The organism is Nostoc sp. NMS9 (assembly GCF_017114995.1).
GTDB lineage: Bacteria > Cyanobacteriota > Cyanobacteriia > Cyanobacteriales > Nostocaceae > Nostoc.
Map to the genome: position 1 here is coordinate 1 of NZ_JABXKL010000103.1, position 22,502 is coordinate 22,502.

Genomic DNA, 22,502 nt, shown 5'->3' on the forward strand with positions numbered 1-22,502 from the left:
TCCGCGCTTCCTAAATATTCTCGAATGGCTGGTACTTTATTTTTTCGCAAGTCCCTTAGCGTCAACTTAAGGCAGATGCCCTGTCAAGTCTTCTTTGCGTCTCTTGCTAATGCGATCGCTTTTCTATAAAAGGAGAAGTGTCTTCGACAGGAGAAGCGATCGCAGTGTTTATTTTATAGTCGCAGATAAGATAAGAGAGTAACATGCTCCTCACACACAAGTAGCAATGACCTCAACCCTGCGGAAATTTCCCCGTCTCAATGCTCCGACGCTCCACAAGTTGCCCAATGGTTTGACAATCATTGTCGAGCAAATGCCAGTTGAAGCTGTAAACCTCAACTTATGGATAAAAGTTGGCTCTGCTGTAGAACCTGATGCCATTAACGGCATGGCTCACTTTTTAGAACACATGATTTTTAAAGGAACAGAACGACTGGCTAGCGGCGAATTTGAACGTCGAATTGAAGAACGGGGTGCTGTTACCAATGCCGCTACTAGCCAAGACTATACTCATTACTATATAACTACTGCCCCCAAAGATTTTGCCGAGCTTGCGCCACTACAAATAGATGTAGTATCGAATGCGAGTATTCCTGATGATGCCTTTGAACGTGAGCGATTGGTAGTTTTAGAAGAAATTAGACGTTCAGAGGATAATCCCCAACGGCGTACATATCGGCGGGCGATGGAGACAGCCTTTGATTATCTACCCTATCGCCGTGCGGTATTGGGGCCAGAATCGGTGATTGCTGAACTTAAACCCCAGCAGATGCGAGATTTTCATGCTAATTGGTATCAACCCCAGTCAATTACTGCTGTAGCTGTGGGCAATTTGCCCGTGGAAGAATTAATTGCAACTGTTACTGAAGGATTTACAAAAGCTAATAAAACTCTCCATTCCCCCTTATCCCCAGAGGGGGCCCCACATTCCCCCTTATCCCCAGAGGGGGCACCACCTTCCCCACTCCCTCCTGAGTCACCATTTACAGAAATTGTCCGTCGAGAATTTATCGATGAAAGTCTGCAACAAGCAAGGCTAGTGATGGTTTGGCGGGTTCCAGGAATGACCCAGTTAGATCGCACCTATGGATTGGATGTTTTAGCAGGAATTTTGGGACACGGACGGACATCAAGACTGGTGAGGGATTTACGAGAAGAACGGGGATTGGTTTCTTCAATTTCTGTGAGCAACATGAGCAATGAGCTACAAGGGATATTTTATATTTCAGCTAAATGTGCAGTGGAAAATTTACCAGTTGTAGAGGATGCGATCGCTCAACATATTGGCAAACTACAAACAGAGTTGGTAACAGAATCAGAAATTGCCCGTATACGGCTCAGAGTAGCTAACAAATTTGTTTTTGGTAACGAAACACCAAGCGATCGCTCTGGGTTGTATGGTTATTATCAATCTTTGGTGGGAGATTTGGAACCCGCCTTTAACTACCCAGCGATAATTCAGAGCCAAGATGCAACAGACTTGATGCAAGCAGCCAAAGAGTATCTATCTCCAGATGCTTATGGTGTAGTTTTCGTCAAGCCCTTTTAGAGTTAAGAGTGAGGAGTTATGAGTAAAAAACCATGATTGAGACTCCTCACTCCTAAGTTTTATTTAGCTCCTTACTTCTAACTCATAACTCATAACTCCTAACTCCTAACTTTTATTTAATCATGTGGACTCAAATCGACGCGCATATTAGCCAGGTGACTGGCGAAAAATTTCAAAGTCAGCAACGGCGATCGGTTGGTGGCGGGTGCATCAACCAAGGTTATGCTGTCTCTAATGGTGAGATAACCTACTTCGTCAAACAAAACCTTGCATCTCAAGTTGCAATGTTTGAAGCTGAGGCGTTGGGTTTAGAGCAAATGCTCGCAACAGCTAGTATTCGCATCCCCAAACCAATTTGCTGGGGTACTGCTGATAATTCTAGCTATATCGTCCTGGAATGGTTGGAACTTGGTAGCGGTAATACTGAATCCTCTCTACGAGACGCTCCGCGATGGGAAGAGATGGGGCGGAAGTTGGCAGCGATGCACAAAGCTAGTAGCAGTCAAGGTTTTGGTTGGAAAATTAACAATACTATTGGTTCCACGCCACAAATTAATACTTGGACAGCAGACTGGGTGGAATTTTATGTTAAACATCGCCTGGGTTATCAATTTCAATTAGCAAGGCGGAGGGGAGGTAATTTCCCTAAAGAAGATAAGTTATTAGCGGTGATTCCTGAACTATTAGCAGATCGTCAAGTGCAACCTTCGTTGGTACATGGCGATTTATGGGGCGGAAATGCTGGATGTACTGCGTTGGGAGAACCAGTGATATTTGATCCAGCAACTTATTTTGGCGATCGCGAAGTTGATATCGCCATGACAGAATTGTTTGGTGGGTTCCCAGCAGCGTTTTATAAGGGTTACAACGAAGTCTTTCCTTTAGAGCCAGGTTATGAGCAGAGAAAAACACTTTATAACCTCTATCACATATTGAATCACTTCAATTTATTTGGTGGCGGTTATAGTTCTCAAGCAAATCAGATGATTGACCAGATTTTGCATTGAACTTCACTTTTTTACAAAGTCCCAATAGTCCGAATCGCTCTTCCACAACAAAAGCACGTAGAAAAGCAATTGCCTGTAGTGGAATGCTGGCGTTAATGCCCAGCAGTATGTAGACTACCTATAACCTAGCATAACATTCTAAAAAATTAGAATTCTAGAGAGCGCGATGGTCACTCACACTAAATCTTATGTGCGAGTGACTAATTTTTTTGTATGATTCCACTTTTATAGTACTATTGTACCAAATCAGTGTTTTGTTTACTGATTTTGAAAGTATTCAAGAGTCGGAGAGGCAAGATTCATAATTAATAGAAATTAATTTTTGGGCTTGGCACTACTCCGTTGGCCTGTCATTTTGTCACAAATATTAATAATAAATAAAAATGGCTAAAAAATCAAAAGGTAATGAATCTGAACCACAGTCTAATTTAGATAACGAAAACACTAACATGAAATGGCCTCCTAATGCATTATTTCCTCTTAATCTTCCTAGTGAAAAGAGAAATGTTAAGCAAGAAGTTATTAAAGATATTAATTCAAGTGAAAATTATTTAATAAACACAGGATTTAGTTCGCTGGGAAATATCATAGATATTTTTAATACTGAGGTTGATATGTCGACAATTAATTCTGTGCGTATTCTTCTTGGTTCAGAGCCTGATAACCGCCCCAGAAAATTTTGGAAAATAGTTGATTTACAAAAAGAAATAAAAGACTATTGGTTAGAGCGTAGATATTCTTTATTGAAGGGCGGAAACATTATTAAAACTATTGAGTATATTAGAACTGGTAAACTCCATTTTAAAATTTTGGATAATTTTCATGCAAAACTCTATATTGGCGAAAGTCATGCAATTTCAGGTTCCTCTAATTTTAGCAAAAATGGTTTATCCCAACAGTTAGAAGCTAATGTCAGGGTTTATAAGAATTCTATTATACTTTTTGAAAAACAACAGTATGAAGGAATGGATCAGATTGCGGAAAATTATTATAAATTGGGGCAAGACTATAAAGATGAAATCATAGGTTTATTAGAAAAATTAATGTCAATAACATCGTGGGAAGAAGCTTTGGCAAGAGCGATCGCAGAAATCCTAGAATGCAATTGGTTCAAAGAATTTCCTCAACTATATGAAAAATTAAATAATATTAGCTTGTGGCCTGCACAGAGATATGGTTTAGGACAAGCATTATATATATTACAAACTCAAGGTTGTGTCTTGATTGCCGATCCAACTGGTTCTGGTAAGACTAAGCTCATCAGCACACTTCAATTATTACTATTTTACTGGTTGTGGGAGTCTGACAGAATGAATAAATCATATATATTGACAATATGTCCGCCAATAGTACAAAACAATTGGCATCAAGAATCTGTTGATATAGGCTTTGCTCAGAGTTCACAGGTTTCAATGGGATTATTAAGCCATTCTCATAACTCTAGACATAAAAATATTTTGAAAGAAATTCAAATAGCTAATATCTTAACGATAGATGAAGCTCATAATTATTTAAATTCAAAATCTCAGCGAAGTGATAATATTTCAAAGCATAAAGCTGACTATGTTATTCTTTCTACCGCCACACCTATTAGCAAGCAAGTCAGAGATTTATTACGCTTGATAGAAATGCTTGATGTCGATAACTTAGATAATGATGAATTAAATCAGTTAAAAAGACTGAAAAAAGGTGGATTATTGAAGAATGCTAAAGAAACAGAGAATTTAAGAAAATATATTAAAAAATTTATTCTACGTAGAACTAAAAAGCAATTTAAAAATTTAATTGAACAAGAACCAGAGAAGTATAAAGATAAATTCGGAAGATTATGTCGATATCCCAAAACTGAGAGTCACACTTATGCTACTAAAGAAACAACAAAGGACAAATCAATAGCCTTAGAAATTAATAATCTTGCTAAACAGTTAAAGGGAATTATATATTTACAAAAGTTAGAAAAGACTGACTATTATTTTGAAATTGGAGAGGAAGCTTATATTAAGATGAGGTTAAATACAGCAAACACGCTAGCAATATTTGCTGTACAAGCAACATTGAGGTCTTCGAGAGTAGCTTTAATAGAACTTATAGAAGGAACAAAAGTAGTTCTAGATGAATTCAAATTTACAACTTCTAAAACACACTCTGGAAACATTATTGAAAAATTAGAAACCTATAAAATAAAACTTCCTGACAATAAGCTTTCTGATGATTTGCTCCCATCCTGGCTAACAAATTTAGCAGAATATCAAAAACTTTGTGATGAAGAAATTAAAATATACACACAAATAGCACAGTTAGTAAGAAAAATCTCACCTGCACGCGAAAATTCAAAAGTCAATAAACTAGTTAAACTTTTTGAAAATCACAATTTAGTTATTGCATTTGATAGTACTATAATAACTCTAGATTATTTGAAAAAGCTGATTACAGAAAATCACACAAATATCGAAACTTATATAGTGACTGGAACAACAACAAAAGATACAGCATTAAAAAAATTTGAACTAGGTTCAAAAGAGAAAAATATTTTGGGATTGCTTTCTGACTGTATGTCAGAAGGTGTTAATTTACAGCAGGCATCTGCTGTATTATTTTTAGATATGCCAACTGTTCTCCGAATAGCTGAACAACGTATTGGTAGAATTGATAGATTGGACAGTCCTCATAAAAAAATTCAAGTTTTCTGGCCATCTGACTCTGATGAATTTGCGCTGAGGACAGATAAAAAATTAATTAAAACTTCTTTAGATGCAGAGAGTTTAATTGGATTAAACTTTGACATCCCACCTCAAATTTTAGATAAACACATGGATCAAATTGTACGTCCTAAAGACTTTGTAGAGGCTTTGGAAGAACTTGAGCAAGAAGACTATATTTGGGAAGGGATACAAGATGCCTTTAAACCAGTTCATGATTTATATGAAGGAGAAAATTCACTTATACAAAAAAAGGATTATTTATATTTTAAAGATGTGAATGCAAGCATAAAAGTCAAAATAAGTATATTAGAATCTAAAGAAAGTTGGTTATTTATAGCAACGAGAGGAGGCAAATTATCACCACCCAGATGGTATTTTATTGATTCAAAAGATTGTATCTATTCAGAGCTACCAGAGATATGTAGAGAACTAAGAGCAAAATTGAACACATCAATTAAACCAGAGATGTGGACTGACACAACAACTAAAGTTCTAAGTCGATGTCTTCAGCTTCTTAAAAACAATGAAATTAAACTCTTACCAAATAAGAGAAGAAGAGCATTAGAAGTTGTCCAGTTTATAATTGAAAGACAATTACAGATAACTAAAAATGCCTCTAAAAAGAGTCTATATGAAGAAGTACTTGAGCTATTTAAACCAACTTCAATAGACTCAGAGTATAGTATCAATTATTATCTTTTTTCACAGCAATGGCTTGATATACTTAATCCTTATTTATTTGACAAACGCCAAGACAGAAAATACAAAAGACAAATTGTTAGTTTAAATGACTTGAAAGAAGATAAAGAATTTCACAATATTTTACTTAACACTGAAAATTTAGAACAAATAATCAATAATATACCGTATACTCAACCAATTTGGCAAAATGTTGCTGCTTGCATTATTAGCATTTCATCAAAATAAATAATTGCGCTTTGTGAAAAAATGTATTAGATAATGATTCTTGTACAACTTTGTAGTTTTTAAGCATAGGAAAAGGTGATCGTCACTCAAAACTTACTTAGAAGTATTGTAAAAGTAAAACTTCTGAGTCAGTCAACTTAAGTTATAGCAATTTTCAGCTTTATAAACCTTGGTTAGGACAGGAAATAGGCAGTGGGAAAAGACAAGATTTTTTCGTAATCTTACTAAATATCAACTACTAGTTCTATCTTGTATTAAAGTTGATATTGTAGTTAATATTTGGCTCTTGCATTTGATGCAACTATGTCCTTCTTTTCGTGGGGTGTAACTTTGGCATAGCGAACGGTAAAATTAAACACACGCTCTGCTGCATCTTGATAGGAAAGCTGAAAGGGCTGTTTGCGCAAGATATAGCGGTCTATTTCTAAGTGCCAAGCTGGGGGCAAATTCTCTAGAAAACGTTCGATTTCGCTTCGCAACGGTAATGATAATTCGCTGCGTTCGAGAAGTAAGTTTGCAATGATTTGGGCTTGTTCAATTTGCCCGATGTCTGTCAACGCATTGATACATCTATGTAATGCTCTGATGCGTGGTTCTTTCCAATCGTTATTGTTACCGATGAGTAACTTACGTTGAGCGATCGCTTTAATTAACTTAGAGATATTAGGGTCTTCTCCCCACATCATACCGATACTCAACAGCAGGGCGCTACTTGGGGAAAATCCGTAGTAGAACAGTTAGCAAAAGACTTACAAGCAGAGTTTCCAGGAATTAGTGGATTCTCTACTGCTAACCTCTGGCGGATGAGGCTTTTTTATGAATTTTATGTCAACAATGAAAAACTCGCACCATTGGTGCGAGAAATTGGATGGAGTCACAATCTGGTCATTGTAGAGAAGTGCAAAGATGACCTAGAACGGGAATTCTATATCAGAATGACTCGGATAGAATATCGTTTTCGGAGTTAATTACTTCCCAAAACCTTTACCACGGTTTTTATTTTTTGCTGGCTCTAGTGTCATTAGCTCTGCTTTAAAACCTCTGGAGTTTTGCAACATTAACTTACGAATTCGCTGGCGTTGGTAAGCCTGCACTTCAGTAGCTAGGGGATGATTAGAGTCAATTCTTAGGTGAGTAATAGAAGAAACATATTTTTCTTTACTTTCGGGATTATTCGGCTCTTTTAGTCCGCACATAATCCCACCTTCATCTCCTGAATAGCCAACGAAATCAATTTCAAATTCTCTGTCTGGATCAGCGTTTTCCCCTTTTTGCCTTAATGTCTTCAAAAACTCCTTCCCTGCTCGTGCTTTAATGGGTAAGTTCTCTTTGAGTTTTTCAGTTAGTGCCTTTGCTGCATTGTAATCATCAATTCTCATTGGTCTTTCTCTATACGTAGTTTTTCTCACCTAAAAGAATACTACTATCATCACTTGACAGTCTTTAAAATTTTAGATACCACATTTAGCGATCGCTCCTCTATCCCCAGTGAAACACTATCAACAACAAACCAACGCCTTCCCCAGCGATTACCTAAACAACTTGTGGGGAGAAATCCAAGCTTGTCCTTACTTTGCTATCAACAACCTCAACCGCGATTTTGTCGCCACTAAAGGATTTTCTGTAGTGTTCCAGCGTTCTGGATTACCAAAAGTAGAACAGCAGTTTCCCTACTTCAAGCCTTACTTAGATTTAGCTCTCCAGCCGAATTGTAATGCTTTTTACCTCAATCCTTTACAGCTAAAGGAAGGCTCCCGCGTCGATCCGCATATTGATCGCTCCCTGCGTTCCTACTCCAAAACCATTGAACCACCTGCGGTTGTCAGTGTTCTCTATGTGCGCGTACCTGCGGATATGGAAGGGGGAGAATTGGTATTGCGATCGCACAAACGCCAACTTGGGCAAATTAAGCCCCAATTCAATACTTTAGTTTATTTTCAAGGTGATTTAACCCATTCGGTTAACGCTGTCAAAACCCCAGGAAATCGCTTAAGTTTAGTTTGTGAACAGTATAGTTTGAGTGAAGCTGAACTTCAGGAAATCCCTGAGTTTACTGTTGAGTCAAGAAGCACTCAGTCTACAACCAAAAAGAGAAAGTATGCCTCATAGTTTAGTGTTGAATTTGCTACCTCAATCGCCTATTCCACCACAGTATCTTACAGGTAGACATCTCCACGCCCTATTTTTAACCCTTGTTAGTTCTGTAGATAGCACATTAGGCGATCGCTTGCACGATTCCACTGCTGATAAAGCTTTCACCCTCTCCCCTCTACAAATTAGTAATATAAACTCCCCCATTTTAAAGGGTGGTAAAGGGGGATCTAAATTGCAATATTCATATCAACAACCCATTCCCACCGGGACTCCTTGTTGGTGGCGCATCTCTTTATTAGATGACACTCTATTTGGCAAACTTACCCAACTCTGGCTAAATCTAAATCCTAATCATCCTTGGCATCTTGGCCCGGCTGACTTGTATATTACCAGCATTCAAGGCACACCCCAATCTATCCAACCTTGGGCAAATGCCAGTACTTATGCTCAATTATACGAAGAAGCTAGCGAGTGCAATTCTTCCATTAACCTTAGCTTTTGCACGCCTACCGCCTTCCGTCAAGGACAGTATGATACTACCCTTCCTACCAGAGAATCTGTCTTTAATTCTCTACTTTCGCGGTGGAATAAATACAGTGGCATAGAATTTAATCACATTGCGATCGAGTCAATCTTTCCTTCTTTTGTCAACATTCACACAGAAATATTAGCCGACTACCGCAGCAAATTTATTGGCATTCTTGGCGAAGTTAACTACAAGATTTTGGGAAAAATTGAACCTATACAAATTAAGCAACTTAACGCTTTAGCTAATTTTGCTTTGTATGCAGGAATTGGTCGCAAAACAACTATGGGAATGGGAATGACACGGCGGCTATATTCTCCATAATTCTAATAATTATTTAAAAACCACCTCAGTTATGAATCAAACTGAATATATTTCAATTGCGGCATTGAATCAAGATGCCTATTGTCCGCATCGTTGTTGGCAAATGTTTTGTGCAGGCGAATTTACCGATAATCAATACACAATTTAAGGTACAACTTTACACGATCGCGTCCACACGACAAGCGATATACAGCGAGGATAAACTTAGCAGATTCGGGCAATTTGGCTGAATAAAAGCAACATCAGCACACCAAGCACGATCCAAATATAACTAGGTAAATTTATTTGATGGCATTCCCAGATGATCGTATAGTATGTTATTGTCTAAACCATTGATTTAGATAGTATGTCTGATAACTTGATGGCTTGATTAAGTATATTAATCGGATTAAATGGAATCGGAGGTGAGCAAATATGAACATGAAAATATTATCTGGAAAAATTAGTACATGACTTTTTTGTTTGGTTAGTATGTACTATCCTGAACAGCAACAATGTTGTTGGTTAAAATAAATATTGGTTGAAGTAAAATAAACTAAAATGACTGAAATTGGCCTGATGATGACGGGCGTGTTAACAATAAGACAAGCATCTGGGGCCAATTTGCCACAGCAGCAATTATTTCAGATGGAAAATGAGGTAAACCAGTCAAAACAGAGTCAGTTAGAGATAACTGCTAAAGTCACACCACCTGAATTCATGCAGACAGATGGGATTTCCCAGGCTTCTCTCTCAGCGCTGAAACTAGAAAAAGAACATATACTTCAGAAAATCAGCAAAAAGAATCTGGGACTAGTTTCTTCTAAGTTAGGTAAGCCTAAGAAGTCTTTTCAGTCTGGAGGTAAAGTCCGTACAAAGGCTACAGGACGGTTCCAGAAGTTTAGTAGCCAACCTCTACCGACTCTTTATTTCGGTAGTTCTGGTATTGCTGTCAGAGCCTTACAACAGCTATTAGTGTCTAACGGTTATGCTGTGAGAGTAGATGGGATTTTTGGCGCACTAACAGAGACTGCTGTCAAAGCCTTTCAAAACCAGCGAAATTTAGGAGTAGATGGAGTAGTTGGTCAACGAACTTGGAGTGCGCTAACAATTTAGTTATTTGTCTTTAGTCATTTGTCTTTAGTCTTTAGCTAATGACAAATGACAAATGACAAACTAACGGTACTTATGCTGCTCTAATAACTGTTGCGCTCTTGGCTTGTAAATTAAATAAAACAAAGCCTCGATATAGCGCAATAAATCTTCCCGATTTTCCTTTGAGGTAAAGTTCCAGAAGCCATAAATTCGTGCTAATGATAACAGCTTGGTAGTGTGAATTTTCCAAGTATAGGTGCTGTAAACTCGGTCAATTCCTCGCTGGGAAATTTCACTCCAATAGTTAGGGCTTTGTTCGGATTTAGTGATGAATTCCACAATTTTGGTGGCTGTTTCCTCTAAATTTGTCGGGTTAATCAAAAAGCCATTTACCTTATCTTGAATAATCTCCAATGGCCCACCAAACTGTGTGGCAAAAGTCGGTAATCCTGAAACCATCGCTTCTAAAATTGTCAAACCAAAAGCTTCAAATAAAGCTGGTTGTACAAAAATTCCCTGATGATCGGCAATGACTCGGTAAATTTCACCGGAATCGGTTTTGGAGAGGCGCACACCCAACCAACGAATTTTACCGTGGAGATTGTACTGGTCAATTATTTGGTAGAGTTTGATAATTTCGTCACGTTCTTCGTTGTCACCTGATTCTTCGACGCGTAATTTACCCGCTACCAAAATTAAGTTGCAATGCTCTTGTAATTCTTTACTTTGACCATAACATTCAGCTAAACCTGTGAGGTTTTTAATGTGGTCAAGACGCGCCATTGAGAAGAGAGGGCGCTTGTTAGGATCGTCGAGTTTGCCAAAGATTTGCGTGGGATCTTCCAGAGTAAAGAGTGTTTCTGCAAGGCGTTGGCGATCGCTCTCTACGCGGTCTTTAGTCCGAGTATAGGGAAAGTAATTATTTTCGTTTACTCCAGGTGGTACGACATTAAATTTGGGACTAAATAATTCAATCCCATTGGTAACATGGTACAACTCTGGCATAGTGAAGCACTTATAAGATTCGTACTGTCCCACACTATCTGGTGTTCCGACAATTTCTTGGTAGGTGCTGCTAATCACAAAATTGGCAGCATTCATGGCAATCAAATCAGCTGTGAATTGCAAGGAAAAATGATATTTATCTTCTAATTCTTGCCAGTAGAGGTTACTGAACAAGTATTTAGATTTTTCTAAAGCATGGGCAACATTGCATTGGGTAACTTTTAGCCGTCGCGCCAGCAAGAATGCCACTAAATTCCCATCTGTATAGTTTCCAACTATTAAATCAGGTGTGCCTTGAAATTCTGCCCGTAGTTCTCTTTCGGAATCAATGGCGTAGGTTTCTAGATAAGGCCAAAACTCAAACCGAGAAATCCAGTTTTGAGTCATGTTAGGGTTAAATTCCCGTAAAGGCACTCGCAAAATCCAGGCATTTTCGGTACCAAGGACTTTTTCTAACCGTTGATTACAAAGGGTGCCATCACTATTGGGAATCAAGCGGGTGAGAATAATTACCTTTGGCTCGACATTCAATTTCTCTAAACCCGCAAGCAGAACATCTTCTTGTAGCTGCTTCTCTAGGCTCTTTGCCTGGTCAAGGACGTAAACTACCTGACCACCGGTATCGGGACGCCCTAAAACTCCCTCTTGCCCAAACCAACCGTGAGCTGACACCAAGACGATTCTAAAAATCATCGGAACACGAGAAATGAAAGCTTCTAAGGTCTGGGGATCGGCAGAATCAATCAATTCATCGAGAATATTTAAAGTTTCCCGCACTCGCGCTGCGGTGTTACCCCAACCCGGCTCAAAACCCATTGACTGCAATTGGAAGCGGAATTGTTCGTAGGGTTCATCTTCGAGGCGATTATTAACAAAACCGATAGCCTTCTTAACTTGCTCGGAAAGTTGCTGCTGTGATTGAATGCGATCGTTGACTAGCAGCTGGACACCATTGTAGTGGTGCAGGCGCAAGAAATTTAACAAGCTGTCCAACAATTGTTTGGAGTCTTGAAATAGTTTACTGGAAAGATAGCGGTTGAGGTATTGTACCCCTTTACCAATATTTTTGGGGTCGCGGATGGTTGGGGAGTAGTCATAAAACGGGCCGAAGTCCAATTCTAGCAAGTCGCCCTCGTTGGGATGAAATTTGTTCACCAAGCGATCGCGCAGATCCAACAAATCCTGCACCGTCATCGGCTCAATGCTTAAGTCTGATGTCAACCAATAAACTTCTTGGCTGGCAATCTTAGAACGGATGATGAAACAAAAGTTTGAGTCCTCCTGAATTATTTCCTGAGTATAGTAAATGAGTTTTCCCAACTCAGAGGAAGTGTAAAAAGTCTCAGGTTTCTCGGACTTGGAACAATATTCACTATATACATTGAGTATGTCGTTCCGCAGCAAGTACTTCTTTTCTTGTTGGCGTAATTCACTAATAAAGGAACGTAAATCACTTCTTTCTTCACTATCTAAGACTGCTTGAAGCAATTCAGACATAGCAACTCCACTAAATGACGATGTTTGCATTGTTAACTTTTTAGGCGAGACAAATAAGCCTCGACCTTTTGTTAAACACATATAAACACGAAACAACACAGATAAATTATTTTTATCTGTGTACCTACAAGTATCAACTTTTCAGTAGGCACTTAAATCATGTTCTACTTTACTTAAAGTATCTATGACTCAGTATTTTTGGATCTCACTAAAGGAATACAATTTTTATTTCTTTTGATAGATGTTAGTAAATAACTGCATCATAATAGTTAGGGCACAAATTATCACACCCTCAATTGCTTGATTTAATCTTTACTATATCATTTATTATTTGCGTATATTTTGATTATCAGCACATACAGCAGAATTCAAAATTCAGTAGTCACAATGGGCTGCGCTACCAGAAGTAAACTAGTACAGCACGGCGTAAATAGAGATACCATTCACAATCAGGGAAAAGCTGACAACACAAGCTTTTTGACTTTTGACTTCCGCCTTGCGGCACTAGGCTTTGAGACTTAGCTTGTGTAGTTCACCAACTTGAAATCTGCTGTGTGTAAGGTAAATAATTTCAAAAATCAAATATAGGACTCCGATTTGATTGTTGAAAACATACTGAGACTCAAAAGCCTGTTTTATCAGGGTTTGATCTGAAATCTTGTTCAGAAATCAGATATGAGTTCTATATGATTCCTATATTGTGTTAATTTGGGGAATAAGTAATAGTCTTGCTATAATCTCTTTTTAAATAGTTGAAACAAAAATTAATGGTTTTGCTGAAAATTTAACTAAATAGTTAAACTTAAATTAATTAAAATCAATTTTTGTTCCAAGATAGACTAATGTTTATTTGCCATAGTTATAATTTAGGCAAAAGTTGTTTAAATGTTGGTCGATTTATATGGCTACCAATACAGATAAGTTAACAGCTTCTGACCACAGTATAGGCAATATTTTGATTATCTCTTTACTTGCCTTTTGTGGGCTGACTTTGATCATTCTTCTAGGCATTTTTTAACAGTTAAATGTGCGTTCAAGAACTTCTGACACTCAAATTCCCGACTTCTCCAAGAAATCGGGAATCTTAATATAAATAGCTCATGCTCCAGAAAAGTATGAGCATCTGCTTAGTTCGATAGCGTAGTAACAGGTTCTCTATCCTTAGCCCATCTCGTAGAGAAGTAGCTTATCATAAGACATTGCACACCTAATTTTCATTTAGAAAGTAGATTTGCTTATAAACATTAACTTATTGATAAAATAATGAATTGTCGTAGGTTTGTAATCCTTGCAAGTCTATGAACTCGTAGACGACAGATCGTTGCTAAAGTAATGGTTATGAATGTTCAGAACCACAACCGATCTTTATATAGGAATCTATATATCAATATGAAATTATGTAGGGCGAACGATGGGAATTGAACCCACGAATGGTGGTACCACAAACCACTGCCTTAACCACTTGGCTACGCTCGCCATTCAACAATTTGAATTATAGCAATAATTTGGCAATCGATCAAGAGTTTTTGTTCAAGGAACGGACTTAGTTGATTTAGAGTCTCTGGAATCTAACGATTACAATGAATTTTACTTGGGAAATATGAAACCATTGACCATCATCGCGTATACTGGAGCAGCAGTAGGCCTCGCCGCCTTGGGTGTGACAATGGCGAAAACCAATCCCGGTCAGGTTGAATATGAAGAATATGCAGTTCAACGCCTGACAAAATACTTAAAAACCGATGTATGTAAAAAAACTACGAATATTATAGAAAATTTAATCCGTTTTAATTGCGATAAATTGGTTGACTCGGCTAGCCCGCAAATCCAAGAAGTTATTGCCAAGACTACAGAAAGACAAAATTACGTTATTTTTAGTGTTTACCGTACAGATTTAAAAATAAATTCCTGGATACCTTCGTACAAATTTGAAACGGTAGGAGCTTTTAATCAATTTTATACTTACACTGCCGAAGAACAATAAGGAGTAAGGGGAGAATATAAAAGTGATTAAGAAGACTGCGTAGGTTGGGTTGAGGAACGAAACCCAACAATTAATGCTTGATGTTGGGTTGAACGAAGTGAAACCTAACCTACGATTATCCTTAACTGAAGCGTATTGAGGCTGGAAAGTAGGTATTAAAAGGGTTTGGGCTTAAGCTGACACCAATGGTTTGTGGCTATTCCAGAAGGATTTGTAACCAACGCACAGTTTAAGAGTCAAAATATGCCGCGAACAGAGCTATTGTTCTTACTTGCTGCATTTCTAATTCCTGTTTGGCTGGGGGCGATGCTGGATTATTGGGGATTGCGCAGACAAACTGATCTTCCCAAGCGAGTTGTGCTTGCATTGACAACAGGCACTTTGATGGTGGCGATGTTGAATAATTTTACTTGACTATTAGAGCATTTATAACGTATTTTCTAAATTAAATTATTTCAAGTAAAAAAATATGCCTAGCAAACATAAAGCTATTGATCCTCCTAATTTACCTTTATATGAAACAATGAATAAGGGTATACCAGATAATCAATTATATGAATTAGAGAGCTATAAAAATGTACATTTATCAAATTTCCAGATTGAGGGAACTAAAGGAGTAGATTTTCAGTATGCATATTTTGATAATGTTAAAGCTATAAATACTTACTTTAAAAAACTTACTCTACAAGATGTTAGAATTGCCAAAAGTGATTTTGCCAATACTGAATGGGAAGAAGGTTCACTTAATAGAGTTGAATTTATTAACTGTAGGTTGCTGGGATTTCAAGCAATAAAGTCTAGATTTAAAAATGTTATTTTTAAAGGCTGTCAAGGAAGATTATCACAATTTAATTCAAGTAAATTTGATAATGCTATTTTTGAAAATTGTATCCTTGAAGATTCTACATTTATAGAATCTTCTCTAATGAATGTAAAATTTCTAAATTGCCAAATGAATAATGTTATCCTTACTGATGCTAAATTTAAAAATACAGATTTTCGAGGTTCTAACATAGAAGGTTTACAAATTAATATAAATCAGCTTCAAGGTGCAATTTTAGATGTATTCCAAGCTGCTTACATTCTTCAAAGGTATGCAAATGTAATAGTTAAAGCTGTTGATGAAGAAACGATGGATAAGGCATAAAAATTGGAAGAAAGTTTTGAGTTGTCGTTGTGGAAGATAACAACTCTACTACATAAGCTCTCTCTTCATCTCTTTTTTTGGCGAAGGCATTGTTAGCAATCGATCGCAGTTTCAATAATTACCAGATTACTTAATTATCCCCAGCTTCATCTTAAAATAAGGATAGTAACTGAGAGTTCAAGCTTTGCCGATGTCATCTGCCTATTTGCTATTGTCTCACGGAAGTCGTGACCCGCGCCCAGAAATTGCTATGCAGCAACTAGCTAGGCTTGTACGTCACAAATTGCCAATAAACCACAACTCAGTAAATAGGGAACATTTGGTTGGCATCGCTGCTCTAGAAATGAGTCCTCAGCCTTTACACGAGCAGATTCAACAATTTGCTAAAAGCGCTTTTGGCGATTGCCCACTGTCTCAAAATGAGAATCGCCTTAAAATTGTACCGCTATTTCTACTGCCGGGAGTGCATGTCATGACAGACATTCCCGCCGAAGTAGCACTCGCACAACAGGCTGCTGGTCAAGATATGATCATTGAGTTGCAACCATATTTAGGTTCTCATCCCAATTTAGAGAAATTGCTGGCAAAGCAAATAGCTGCTATAAAAGCAGAAGCATGGATTCTCTTAGCTCATGGTAGCCGTCGCCCAGGTTCGCAAAAAACTGTGGAAGCAATGGCGGCGAGTTTGGGAGCTGTGACTGCTTATTGGGCTGGGCCTCCTAGTTTAGAATCACGGGTGAAAGAGTTGGTAACTGCTGGTTATCGGGAAATTGCAATATTGCCATACTTTTTATTCGCTGGTGGAATAACCGATGCGATCGCCACCTCAATAGAGGAGCTAAAATTACAATTTTCTGCGGTGAATTTCCAACTGGCAAAACCACTGGGAGCAAGTGCAGAATTAGCCGAGCTAATTTGGGATTTAACAGATAGATGAACCGCACAATGACAGAGAGGAACAAGTATTTGGGAAAGGTTTATTTAGTAGGTGCGGGGCCAGGAGATCCAGGACTAATAACCTTGAAGGCGAAAGGTTTGTTGGAATGTGCAGATGTAGTCATCTATGATGCCTTGGTGAGTCCGGCAATTTTGGCAATGATTAATCCCCAAGCCGAGCAAATTAATGCTGGTAAACGTGCGGGGAGACATTCGTTGTTGCAGTCAGAAACAACTCAATTGCTGATTGATAAAGCGCAGGATCATGCAATTGTAGTGCGACTCAAGGGTGGCGATCCCTTTATATTTGGTCGCGGTGGCGAAGAGATGGAAGAATTAGTCAAAGCTGGAATCTCAACGGAAGTCGTGCCAGGTATCACTTCGGGGATTGCAGCAGCAGCATACTCAGGTATTCCTTTGACGCATCGGCTGTATAGTTCGTCAGTGACATTTGTCACTGGCCATGAAGCGGTGGGTAAGTATAGACCGCAAGTGAATTGGAGTGCGATCGCTCACGGTTCCGAAACGATTGTAATTTATATGGGAATTCACAATCTGCCTTATATTGTGGAAGAATTAAGTGCAGCTGGGTTGAATTTAGAAACGCCCATTGCTTTGGTGCGCTGGGGTACACGACCAGAACAAGAAGAATTGATTGGTACTTTAGAGACAATTGTCAAACAGGTAGAGGAAACTGGATTTGGTGCGCCTGCGATCGCAGTTATTGGACAAGTAGTGAATATGCACAGTATTTTATCTGGTTGTCGTCCAGTTTGATTGTCATGCTTGGGGCGATAACAAACCAATGCGAGCCAAAATCTCGCTGCTGACTCGCTCTCCCGATTCCAGTGCCGATTCCATCCCCGGAGATGCGATCGCAGTATGTTCGCCTGCAAAATGAATTCGCTGCCAGGGTTTAGCCATTTTGTCTTGAAAGCGCCGGATTTGTCCGGGGGCAAAGTGGGAATAAGCACCCAGAGCATAGCGATCGCGTCCCCAAGAAACAACGCGCAGAATCTCGACATTTTCCTCTGTTCCAGGGCGAATTCGCGTCAGTTGCGACGAAACATATTTGGCTAATGCGTCTGCACTCATGGCATCCAACTGCTTGGCATTAGTTCCATTTGCCCAGCAGACTAAGCTTTGCACTCGCCCCTGCTTATCCCGAACCGGCAATACACTTTCAAGTAGTGAGTCTGTCCACATCATCGGCGGATAGCCATCAGTTTCCCAGAATGGATGACCAACCTGAAAGCGAATTTGCGTCACTGCTGTGTAGGGCAATTCCTGTACCGCCTGTGCCTGTATTTTTGGTAATGGTGGGGTTATTTCTACCTGGCGCAGCACCGAAAACGGCAACGTCACCACAGCATAATCAGCATCGAACTTTGAACCATCTGAGCAGTAAACTTTTACACTCGTTGCCTGAGAACGAATCGACTCTACCACTTTGTTTAGCTGCACAGGAGACTTGAGAGAGGCTGCCATCTTTTCTGGCAAACGACTGTTACCACTCTGTATATGCATTGGGTGCTGGCTGCGAGTTTGGGCGCGCTGGTCATTCCGTAATGCCCATAGCGCAGAGGTAGTATTTATATTGTTGAATAAAGAACCTGGATTAAAGTTGATTAATCGTAAAGCTTCATTTGAGGCACCTTGAGCGCGGAGATACTTGTCTAGGGGAATATCTAGAAATGAATATTTCGGGTTGAGCCAAGCGATCGCATTTTCTAGGGGATTGTGTTTGCGGAGATAATGACTTAGCAATTCTTGGGGAAGTAGAGAATGTTCGCTGTTTGCTAACTGGTTAGCGGCAGAAATAGCCCAGTCTTTTGGCAGTACTGCTTGTCCTCTAATATACAGCAGCGATTCCTTGTCTAAGCCAAGGCTTGGCTCCGTTGGGACTTGCAAGCGTTCCGCCAATGCTAACAAGCGCCGATATTTTTCGCTCAAAGATTGTGCCCCTGCTTCTGGCTTACCGGGGAGATCGTCTAAAGTATGGACCCGACCACCGACGCGATCGCGTGCCTCTAAAACCGTCACAGAGAAACCCTTGGCTTCTAACAACAATGCTGTATATAAACCAGACAGACCCGCACCGAGAACCAGCACTGAGGTCGGTTTGCTTGCCGCCACCACTTGCCCAGATGCCCGACCGAGAACGAGTAATGCCAATGCTGATTGGCTTGCGCCCCATAATAATTCGCGGCGATTCCAGTTTTTCAATGTCATGTTCTTATTCCTTTGAAGTTTTGGGTGCAAACTTCCGGCGATGTCAAACGACAGGTGTTTCTCAACTTTTTCAGCTGCAAGCGACTCAAACAAACATCTTCTTCGAGTGCGATCGCTATTTCCTGGTTCTATTTTTTAACAAGTTCTTTGTCTAATAACTGCTTCTCCATTTTCGTATGCAAGCGCCTTCGCAAGCTCCTAATTCATCAAAATTAAAGAGATACAAAAACCATATCTTTTACTGGAAATTTTGTATAATTTTTAATGATAGCGATAATTATTATCATAATGAAAATTGCTGTGTTGGCGCAAAGCTTATTGTTTCGTATTCTCCGATAACGCTAGTGTATGATCGATAAGGTTATTCGGTTCTGGTGGGAGTCAGCTACCAGAGGTAACGGGGAAAGTTCGGTGCAAATCCGGCGCTGTCCCGCAACTGTGAACCAATTTGAGATTAAAAAACTAAATCGAAAATCTCAAATTGAGTGAGTCAGGATGCCCGCCGAAATAGATTTATTAGTTTCACATATCTGCGAGGTACAGATGACTACTACTGTAAATATTTCCCCAACTAGTCCCTTGGGTGTTGCTGAACATACTTTATTTGTTTGCAAAACCTGTGCCAGTGTTTGGCAAAATGGAAAACGCTTAGGTGAAAGTGGTGGTGAAAAACTTCTACACCAACTTCAGGAGCTTGCACAAGATTGGGACTTACGAGATGAATTTCCGATTCAGGAAGTTGAATGCATGAGTGCTTGTAATCGTTCTTGTGTAGTCGCCTTTAGTGCCAAAGGCAAATTAACATATTTATTTGGTGATTTAGCCGTTGATGGGAGTGCTTCTGCGGTACTGAAATGTGCCAGTCAATACTATGCTAAAGCAGATGGTTTACTGCCTTGGTCAGAGCGTCCAGAAGCAATGAAAAAGGGCGTTTTAGCAAAGATTCCACCTTTATCTCAATAGACCTTTTGCAGAAATCACAAAATTTGAACCCCACTCCCTGGATTTACCCCCCTTAATCCCCGCGCCGCGATGCCTTGGGGGGAAATATCCGGTTCTCCCCAAGGCTAAGGGCAGGGCTGTTTCATTCCCCAAAGAGCTTTAAAAATCAAGGGTTCTAGCAATTAAAAATTGGTTATTTTGTTACCAGCGTGCTGAGATAATGAACTATTTTACTGGTATTTAAGTGCTTAAATGTTCATCTCATCGTCACCCTTACTTACAATTTTCTTGCTAACCATCTTGACAAATCCTGTTTGAAATGGAATAGACCTCTTGCAAAAATCCTTGAATCACGCCTCCCCAACCCTCCCCTTGTGAAGGGGAGGGGGCAAAGTTTCAAGTTTCCCCCCAATATATCGGGGGGATTAAGGGGGGTCTATTCGACTTATGCAAGAGGTCTAATGAAACAGCCCTGCTTGCTAAGGGGGAGCTAGAGGGGGTCAGAAGGACTTGTGTGTACACCGTAGCTTACTAAGGGGAGGGATTAAGCTGTGGGGTGTTAGGGACTTTTGCAAGATATCTAATGATGCGCGTTTTAATTTTGGGTGGGACGGGTGATGCAGCAGAACTAGCTGCCAAAGTTACAACTATCCAAGGGTTAGAAGTAATCACTTCTCTGGCTGGCCGCACCCGCGAACCGTCAATACCGTTGGGCGATTTGCGAGTTGGAGGCTTCGGTGGTGCGGTTGGATTGGCTAGCTATCTGCAAGTCATGGAAATCGACTTATTAATTGATGCAACCCATCCTTTTGCAACTCAGATTTCCTTCAATGCAGCAGATGCGGCAACGGAAGTTGGAATACCCCGTCTGATGTTAATTCGCCCGCCTTGGGAAAAAGTAAGTGCCGATCGCTGGATTGAAGTTGATAGTGTTGCAGCCGCAGCAACAGCCCTGCAAAACCAGGCACAGCGGGTATTTTTGACAGTTGGTAGACAAGAACTAGCCGCTTTTGCTCACTTGGAGAAAATTTGGTTTTTGATGCGGATGATTGACCCTCCTGGCGATGATGCTTTAGTACCGTCGGGGATGGTATTGTGCGATCGCGGGCCCTTTACCCTCAAGAATGAGAGACAAATTCTGATTCAGAATAACATTGATACCATTGTCAGTAAAAATAGCGGTGGCAATGCTACAAAGCCCAAGATTATTGCAGCGCGAGAAATGGGCGTGAAGATTGTGATGGTAAATCGTCCAGCCATACCGCCAGGGGAGCAGGTTAGTAATGTTGATGCTGCTTTGGCGTGGTTATTAGATCGCTTTGTAGGGTAACTTTAACTAAGTACAGTTTTGCGTAAAAGCGTAGCGTTTTTAATGCAGGAGAACGCATTAACAAGGCGGCCGCCGCATTAACAATGCAAGCCGACGCATTGGCATTGTAGGGTATTGCCTTTCTTTAATTCGCTATGAATTAATGAAATGCTGTACTAAGTGTTGACGTTCGGTCTTAAACCCTTAAATTTACGAGAAAACTTGCGATCTCTCTATAGGCTCTTTGAGACATACAGATTAAAGTAATATAGCAACGGTGATATCATTGCATCAAAATGATACCGTAATTTTATTTAGATATAGAATTCTATCGCCCTGCCAACGGTAGATTATTTCTAAAAGGAGTTTGCTGCAATGTCCACAACCCCAACTACTCGATTAATTTTAGAGACTTTACTCCCCCATCTCAAAGTAGCAGCAGCCTATGCCCATTTTCTACAACCAAAAATTGCTGCACTTCCTGCCAAAGAACAAGCAAACAACTTTTTTAGTGCTGCACTTACTGATGCAGATGTGGCTATTCAAAATCTAGTAGAAGTAGTATTACTAGGAACTTTTCCAGATATTCGCTTTTATGGTGAAGAATATGAAAGTTCTAATAATACCAAATATTTTCGGGCTACCGAACTCGGTTCAGAAGGTGATTACTTAGTAACACTTGACCCGATTGATGGCACGAAATTTTATATGGATGGACATTCTAATTACCAAATTATTCTCAGTATTCTAAATGCAGATGACTTTGAAGCAGTAATTGCCATTTCTCCTGCCCAAAATATTTATTTTTACGCCCTTCGAGGTGAAGGTGCTTTTAAAGGCACGCTGGAGATGAACTTAGAAGCTTGTGCCCCATTAGATATAACATCCGCCAAACCTTCTATTTTGTTGGGATGGGGAATGAATTCCATCGCACATTTATTAAAAGATCGATATCAAGTAATCGATATAGCGGCTGATTACTCTAGTGATATTCAAATTCCCAATCTCAATGGTATTCTCAGTGGCGATTTGAGTGGAGCAGTCATTAAATCGGGCAAATTTCTTGATAGTGCTGCACTCGCTTTTATTGCAAAAGAGGCTGGCTGGATTGTAACTACTCTGGACGGTTCGACTTTACCGCCACTGCATACTTGTCAAAAGTATAGTATGCCTGGATTGCTCGTAGCTGCCTCAAAATCTGTTCATCAAGACCTGCTGTCAGCGCTGCAAAGCGTAGCTGTTTGAGG

The 22,502-nt window shown here is 39.6% G+C and carries 17 protein-coding genes, 1 tRNA gene, 3 pseudogenes and 1 riboswitch; of the genes and pseudogenes, 16 read left to right on the forward strand and 5 right to left on the reverse strand.

The window, feature by feature from the left end:
* Positions 1-226 precede the first annotated feature (226 nt).
* From HWQ40_RS33875 to HWQ40_RS33885, 3 genes are all read left to right on the forward strand, one after another.
* The gene (locus HWQ40_RS33875) at positions 227-1,549 is read left to right on the forward strand and encodes a pitrilysin family protein (RefSeq protein ID WP_292786658.1); all 1,323 of its coding nucleotides are present in this window, start codon (positions 227-229) and stop codon (positions 1,547-1,549) included.
* Positions 1,550-1,671: 122 nt separating this feature from the next.
* On the forward strand, positions 1,672-2,556 hold the full coding sequence (locus tag HWQ40_RS33880; RefSeq protein WP_292786661.1) for a fructosamine kinase family protein: 885 nt from the start codon (positions 1,672-1,674) through the stop codon (positions 2,554-2,556).
* 383 nt (positions 2,557-2,939) lie between these two features.
* Positions 2,940-6,185, forward strand: coding sequence for an SNF2-related protein (locus tag HWQ40_RS33885; RefSeq protein ID WP_292786664.1), 3,246 nt, complete (start codon positions 2,940-2,942; stop codon positions 6,183-6,185).
* Between the two features lie 308 nt (positions 6,186-6,493).
* Here the strand turns inward: HWQ40_RS33885 and HWQ40_RS33890 are convergent.
* Positions 6,494-6,874: pseudogene (locus HWQ40_RS33890) on the reverse strand (WYL domain-containing protein); the annotation flags it as partial.
* A gap of 3 nt (positions 6,875-6,877) precedes the next feature.
* Between HWQ40_RS33890 and HWQ40_RS33895 the strand changes: the two are divergent.
* Positions 6,878-7,129, forward strand: a pseudogene (locus HWQ40_RS33895) (DUF1016 N-terminal domain-containing protein); the annotation flags it as partial.
* A 24-nt stretch (positions 7,130-7,153) separates the two neighbouring features.
* On the opposite strand, the gene HWQ40_RS33900 reads toward HWQ40_RS33895, so the two are convergent.
* The gene (locus HWQ40_RS33900; protein WP_292786667.1) at positions 7,154-7,564 is read right to left on the reverse strand and encodes a hypothetical protein; all 411 of its coding nucleotides are present in this window, start codon (positions 7,562-7,564) and stop codon (positions 7,154-7,156) included.
* A 109-nt stretch (positions 7,565-7,673) separates the two neighbouring features.
* Between HWQ40_RS33900 and HWQ40_RS33905 the strand changes: the two genes are divergently transcribed.
* The 4 genes and pseudogenes from HWQ40_RS33905 (at position 7,674) to HWQ40_RS33920 (ending at position 10,224) form a co-directional block, all read left to right on the forward strand.
* Positions 7,674-8,294, forward strand: a complete 621-nt coding sequence (locus HWQ40_RS33905; RefSeq protein WP_292786670.1) for a 2OG-Fe(II) oxygenase — start codon at positions 7,674-7,676, stop codon at positions 8,292-8,294.
* On the forward strand, positions 8,284-9,129 hold the full coding sequence (gene cas6, locus HWQ40_RS33910; protein WP_292786673.1) for a CRISPR-associated endoribonuclease Cas6: 846 nt from the start codon (positions 8,284-8,286) through the stop codon (positions 9,127-9,129). The genes HWQ40_RS33905 and cas6 overlap by 11 nt, the downstream gene beginning before the upstream one ends.
* A gap of 31 nt (positions 9,130-9,160) precedes the next feature.
* Positions 9,161-9,328: pseudogene (locus HWQ40_RS33915) on the forward strand (CRISPR-associated protein Cas4); the annotation flags it as partial.
* Positions 9,329-9,669: 341 nt separating this feature from the next.
* A complete protein-coding gene (locus tag HWQ40_RS33920) occupies positions 9,670-10,224 on the forward strand; it encodes a peptidoglycan-binding domain-containing protein (RefSeq protein ID WP_292786675.1) in 555 nt (184 codons plus the stop codon).
* Between the two features lie 60 nt (positions 10,225-10,284).
* Here the strand turns inward: HWQ40_RS33920 and HWQ40_RS33925 are convergent, their stop codons facing one another.
* Entirely contained in the window at positions 10,285-12,705 is a 2,421-nt protein-coding gene (locus HWQ40_RS33925; protein WP_292786678.1) for a sucrose synthase, read from the reverse strand.
* A gap of 1,403 nt (positions 12,706-14,108) precedes the next feature.
* Positions 14,109-14,181, reverse strand: a tRNA-His gene (locus tag HWQ40_RS33930).
* A gap of 124 nt (positions 14,182-14,305) precedes the next feature.
* On the opposite strand from HWQ40_RS33930, the gene HWQ40_RS33935 reads away from it, so the two are divergent.
* The 5 genes from HWQ40_RS33935 (at position 14,306) to cobA (ending at position 17,549) form a co-directional block, all read left to right on the forward strand.
* Positions 14,306-14,689: a DUF4359 domain-containing protein gene (locus HWQ40_RS33935; protein ID WP_292786681.1), complete on the forward strand. Its 384-nt coding sequence runs from the start codon at positions 14,306-14,308 to the stop codon at positions 14,687-14,689.
* Positions 14,690-14,881: 192 nt separating this feature from the next.
* A complete protein-coding gene (locus tag HWQ40_RS33940) occupies positions 14,882-15,103 on the forward strand; it encodes a hypothetical protein (protein ID WP_292786684.1) in 222 nt (73 codons plus the stop codon).
* Positions 15,104-15,158: 55 nt separating this feature from the next.
* A complete protein-coding gene (locus tag HWQ40_RS33945) occupies positions 15,159-15,836 on the forward strand; it encodes a pentapeptide repeat-containing protein (protein WP_292786687.1) in 678 nt (225 codons plus the stop codon).
* Positions 15,837-16,026: 190 nt separating this feature from the next.
* Positions 16,027-16,773: a sirohydrochlorin chelatase gene (locus HWQ40_RS33950; RefSeq protein WP_292786690.1), complete on the forward strand. Its 747-nt coding sequence runs from the start codon at positions 16,027-16,029 to the stop codon at positions 16,771-16,773.
* Entirely contained in the window at positions 16,770-17,549 is a 780-nt protein-coding gene (gene cobA / locus HWQ40_RS33955) for a uroporphyrinogen-III C-methyltransferase (RefSeq protein WP_292786693.1), read from the forward strand. Before HWQ40_RS33950 ends, cobA begins: the two co-directional genes overlap by 4 nt.
* Positions 17,550-17,552: 3 nt before the next feature.
* Here the strand turns inward: cobA and HWQ40_RS33960 are convergent, their stop codons facing one another.
* On the reverse strand, positions 17,553-19,004 hold the full coding sequence (locus tag HWQ40_RS33960; protein ID WP_292786696.1) for an NAD(P)/FAD-dependent oxidoreductase: 1,452 nt from the start codon (positions 19,002-19,004) through the stop codon (positions 17,553-17,555).
* A 349-nt stretch (positions 19,005-19,353) separates the two neighbouring features.
* A riboswitch (cobalamin riboswitch) is annotated at positions 19,354-19,526 on the forward strand.
* A 21-nt stretch (positions 19,527-19,547) separates the two neighbouring features.
* Between HWQ40_RS33960 and HWQ40_RS33965 the strand changes: the two genes are divergently transcribed.
* The 3 genes from HWQ40_RS33965 (at position 19,548) to HWQ40_RS33975 (ending at position 22,500) form a co-directional block, all read left to right on the forward strand.
* Positions 19,548-19,967, forward strand: coding sequence for a DUF1636 domain-containing protein (locus tag HWQ40_RS33965; protein WP_292786699.1), 420 nt, complete (start codon positions 19,548-19,550; stop codon positions 19,965-19,967).
* A 565-nt stretch (positions 19,968-20,532) separates the two neighbouring features.
* The gene (locus HWQ40_RS33970) at positions 20,533-21,276 is read left to right on the forward strand and encodes a cobalt-precorrin-6A reductase (protein ID WP_292786809.1); all 744 of its coding nucleotides are present in this window, start codon (positions 20,533-20,535) and stop codon (positions 21,274-21,276) included.
* A 354-nt stretch (positions 21,277-21,630) separates the two neighbouring features.
* Positions 21,631-22,500, forward strand: a complete 870-nt coding sequence (locus HWQ40_RS33975; RefSeq protein WP_292786701.1) for an inositol monophosphatase family protein — start codon at positions 21,631-21,633, stop codon at positions 22,498-22,500.
* Positions 22,501-22,502 lie beyond the last annotated feature (2 nt).

Coding starts and splice junctions, on each gene's coding strand:
- HWQ40_RS33875 (WP_292786658.1), top strand. CDS start 227: ATGACCTCAACCCTGCGGAAATTTCCCCGTCTCAATGCTCCGACGCTC.
- HWQ40_RS33880 (WP_292786661.1), top strand. CDS start 1,672: ATGTGGACTCAAATCGACGCGCATATTAGCCAGGTGACTGGCGAAAAA.
- HWQ40_RS33885 (WP_292786664.1), top strand. CDS start 2,940: ATGGCTAAAAAATCAAAAGGTAATGAATCTGAACCACAGTCTAATTTA.
- HWQ40_RS33900 (WP_292786667.1), bottom strand. CDS start 7,564: ATGAGAATTGATGATTACAATGCAGCAAAGGCACTAACTGAAAAACTC.
- cas6 (WP_292786673.1), top strand. CDS start 8,284: ATGCCTCATAGTTTAGTGTTGAATTTGCTACCTCAATCGCCTATTCCA.
- HWQ40_RS33920 (WP_292786675.1), top strand. CDS start 9,670: ATGACTGAAATTGGCCTGATGATGACGGGCGTGTTAACAATAAGACAA.
- HWQ40_RS33925 (WP_292786678.1), bottom strand. CDS start 12,705: ATGTCTGAATTGCTTCAAGCAGTCTTAGATAGTGAAGAAAGAAGTGAT.
- HWQ40_RS33935 (WP_292786681.1), top strand. CDS start 14,306: ATGAAACCATTGACCATCATCGCGTATACTGGAGCAGCAGTAGGCCTC.
- HWQ40_RS33945 (WP_292786687.1), top strand. CDS start 15,159: ATGCCTAGCAAACATAAAGCTATTGATCCTCCTAATTTACCTTTATAT.
- HWQ40_RS33950 (WP_292786690.1), top strand. CDS start 16,027: ATGTCATCTGCCTATTTGCTATTGTCTCACGGAAGTCGTGACCCGCGC.
- cobA (WP_292786693.1), top strand. CDS start 16,770: ATGAACCGCACAATGACAGAGAGGAACAAGTATTTGGGAAAGGTTTAT.
- HWQ40_RS33960 (WP_292786696.1), bottom strand. CDS start 19,004: ATGACATTGAAAAACTGGAATCGCCGCGAATTATTATGGGGCGCAAGC.
- HWQ40_RS33965 (WP_292786699.1), top strand. CDS start 19,548: ATGACTACTACTGTAAATATTTCCCCAACTAGTCCCTTGGGTGTTGCT.
- HWQ40_RS33970 (WP_292786809.1), top strand. CDS start 20,533: ATGCGCGTTTTAATTTTGGGTGGGACGGGTGATGCAGCAGAACTAGCT.
- HWQ40_RS33975 (WP_292786701.1), top strand. CDS start 21,631: ATGTCCACAACCCCAACTACTCGATTAATTTTAGAGACTTTACTCCCC.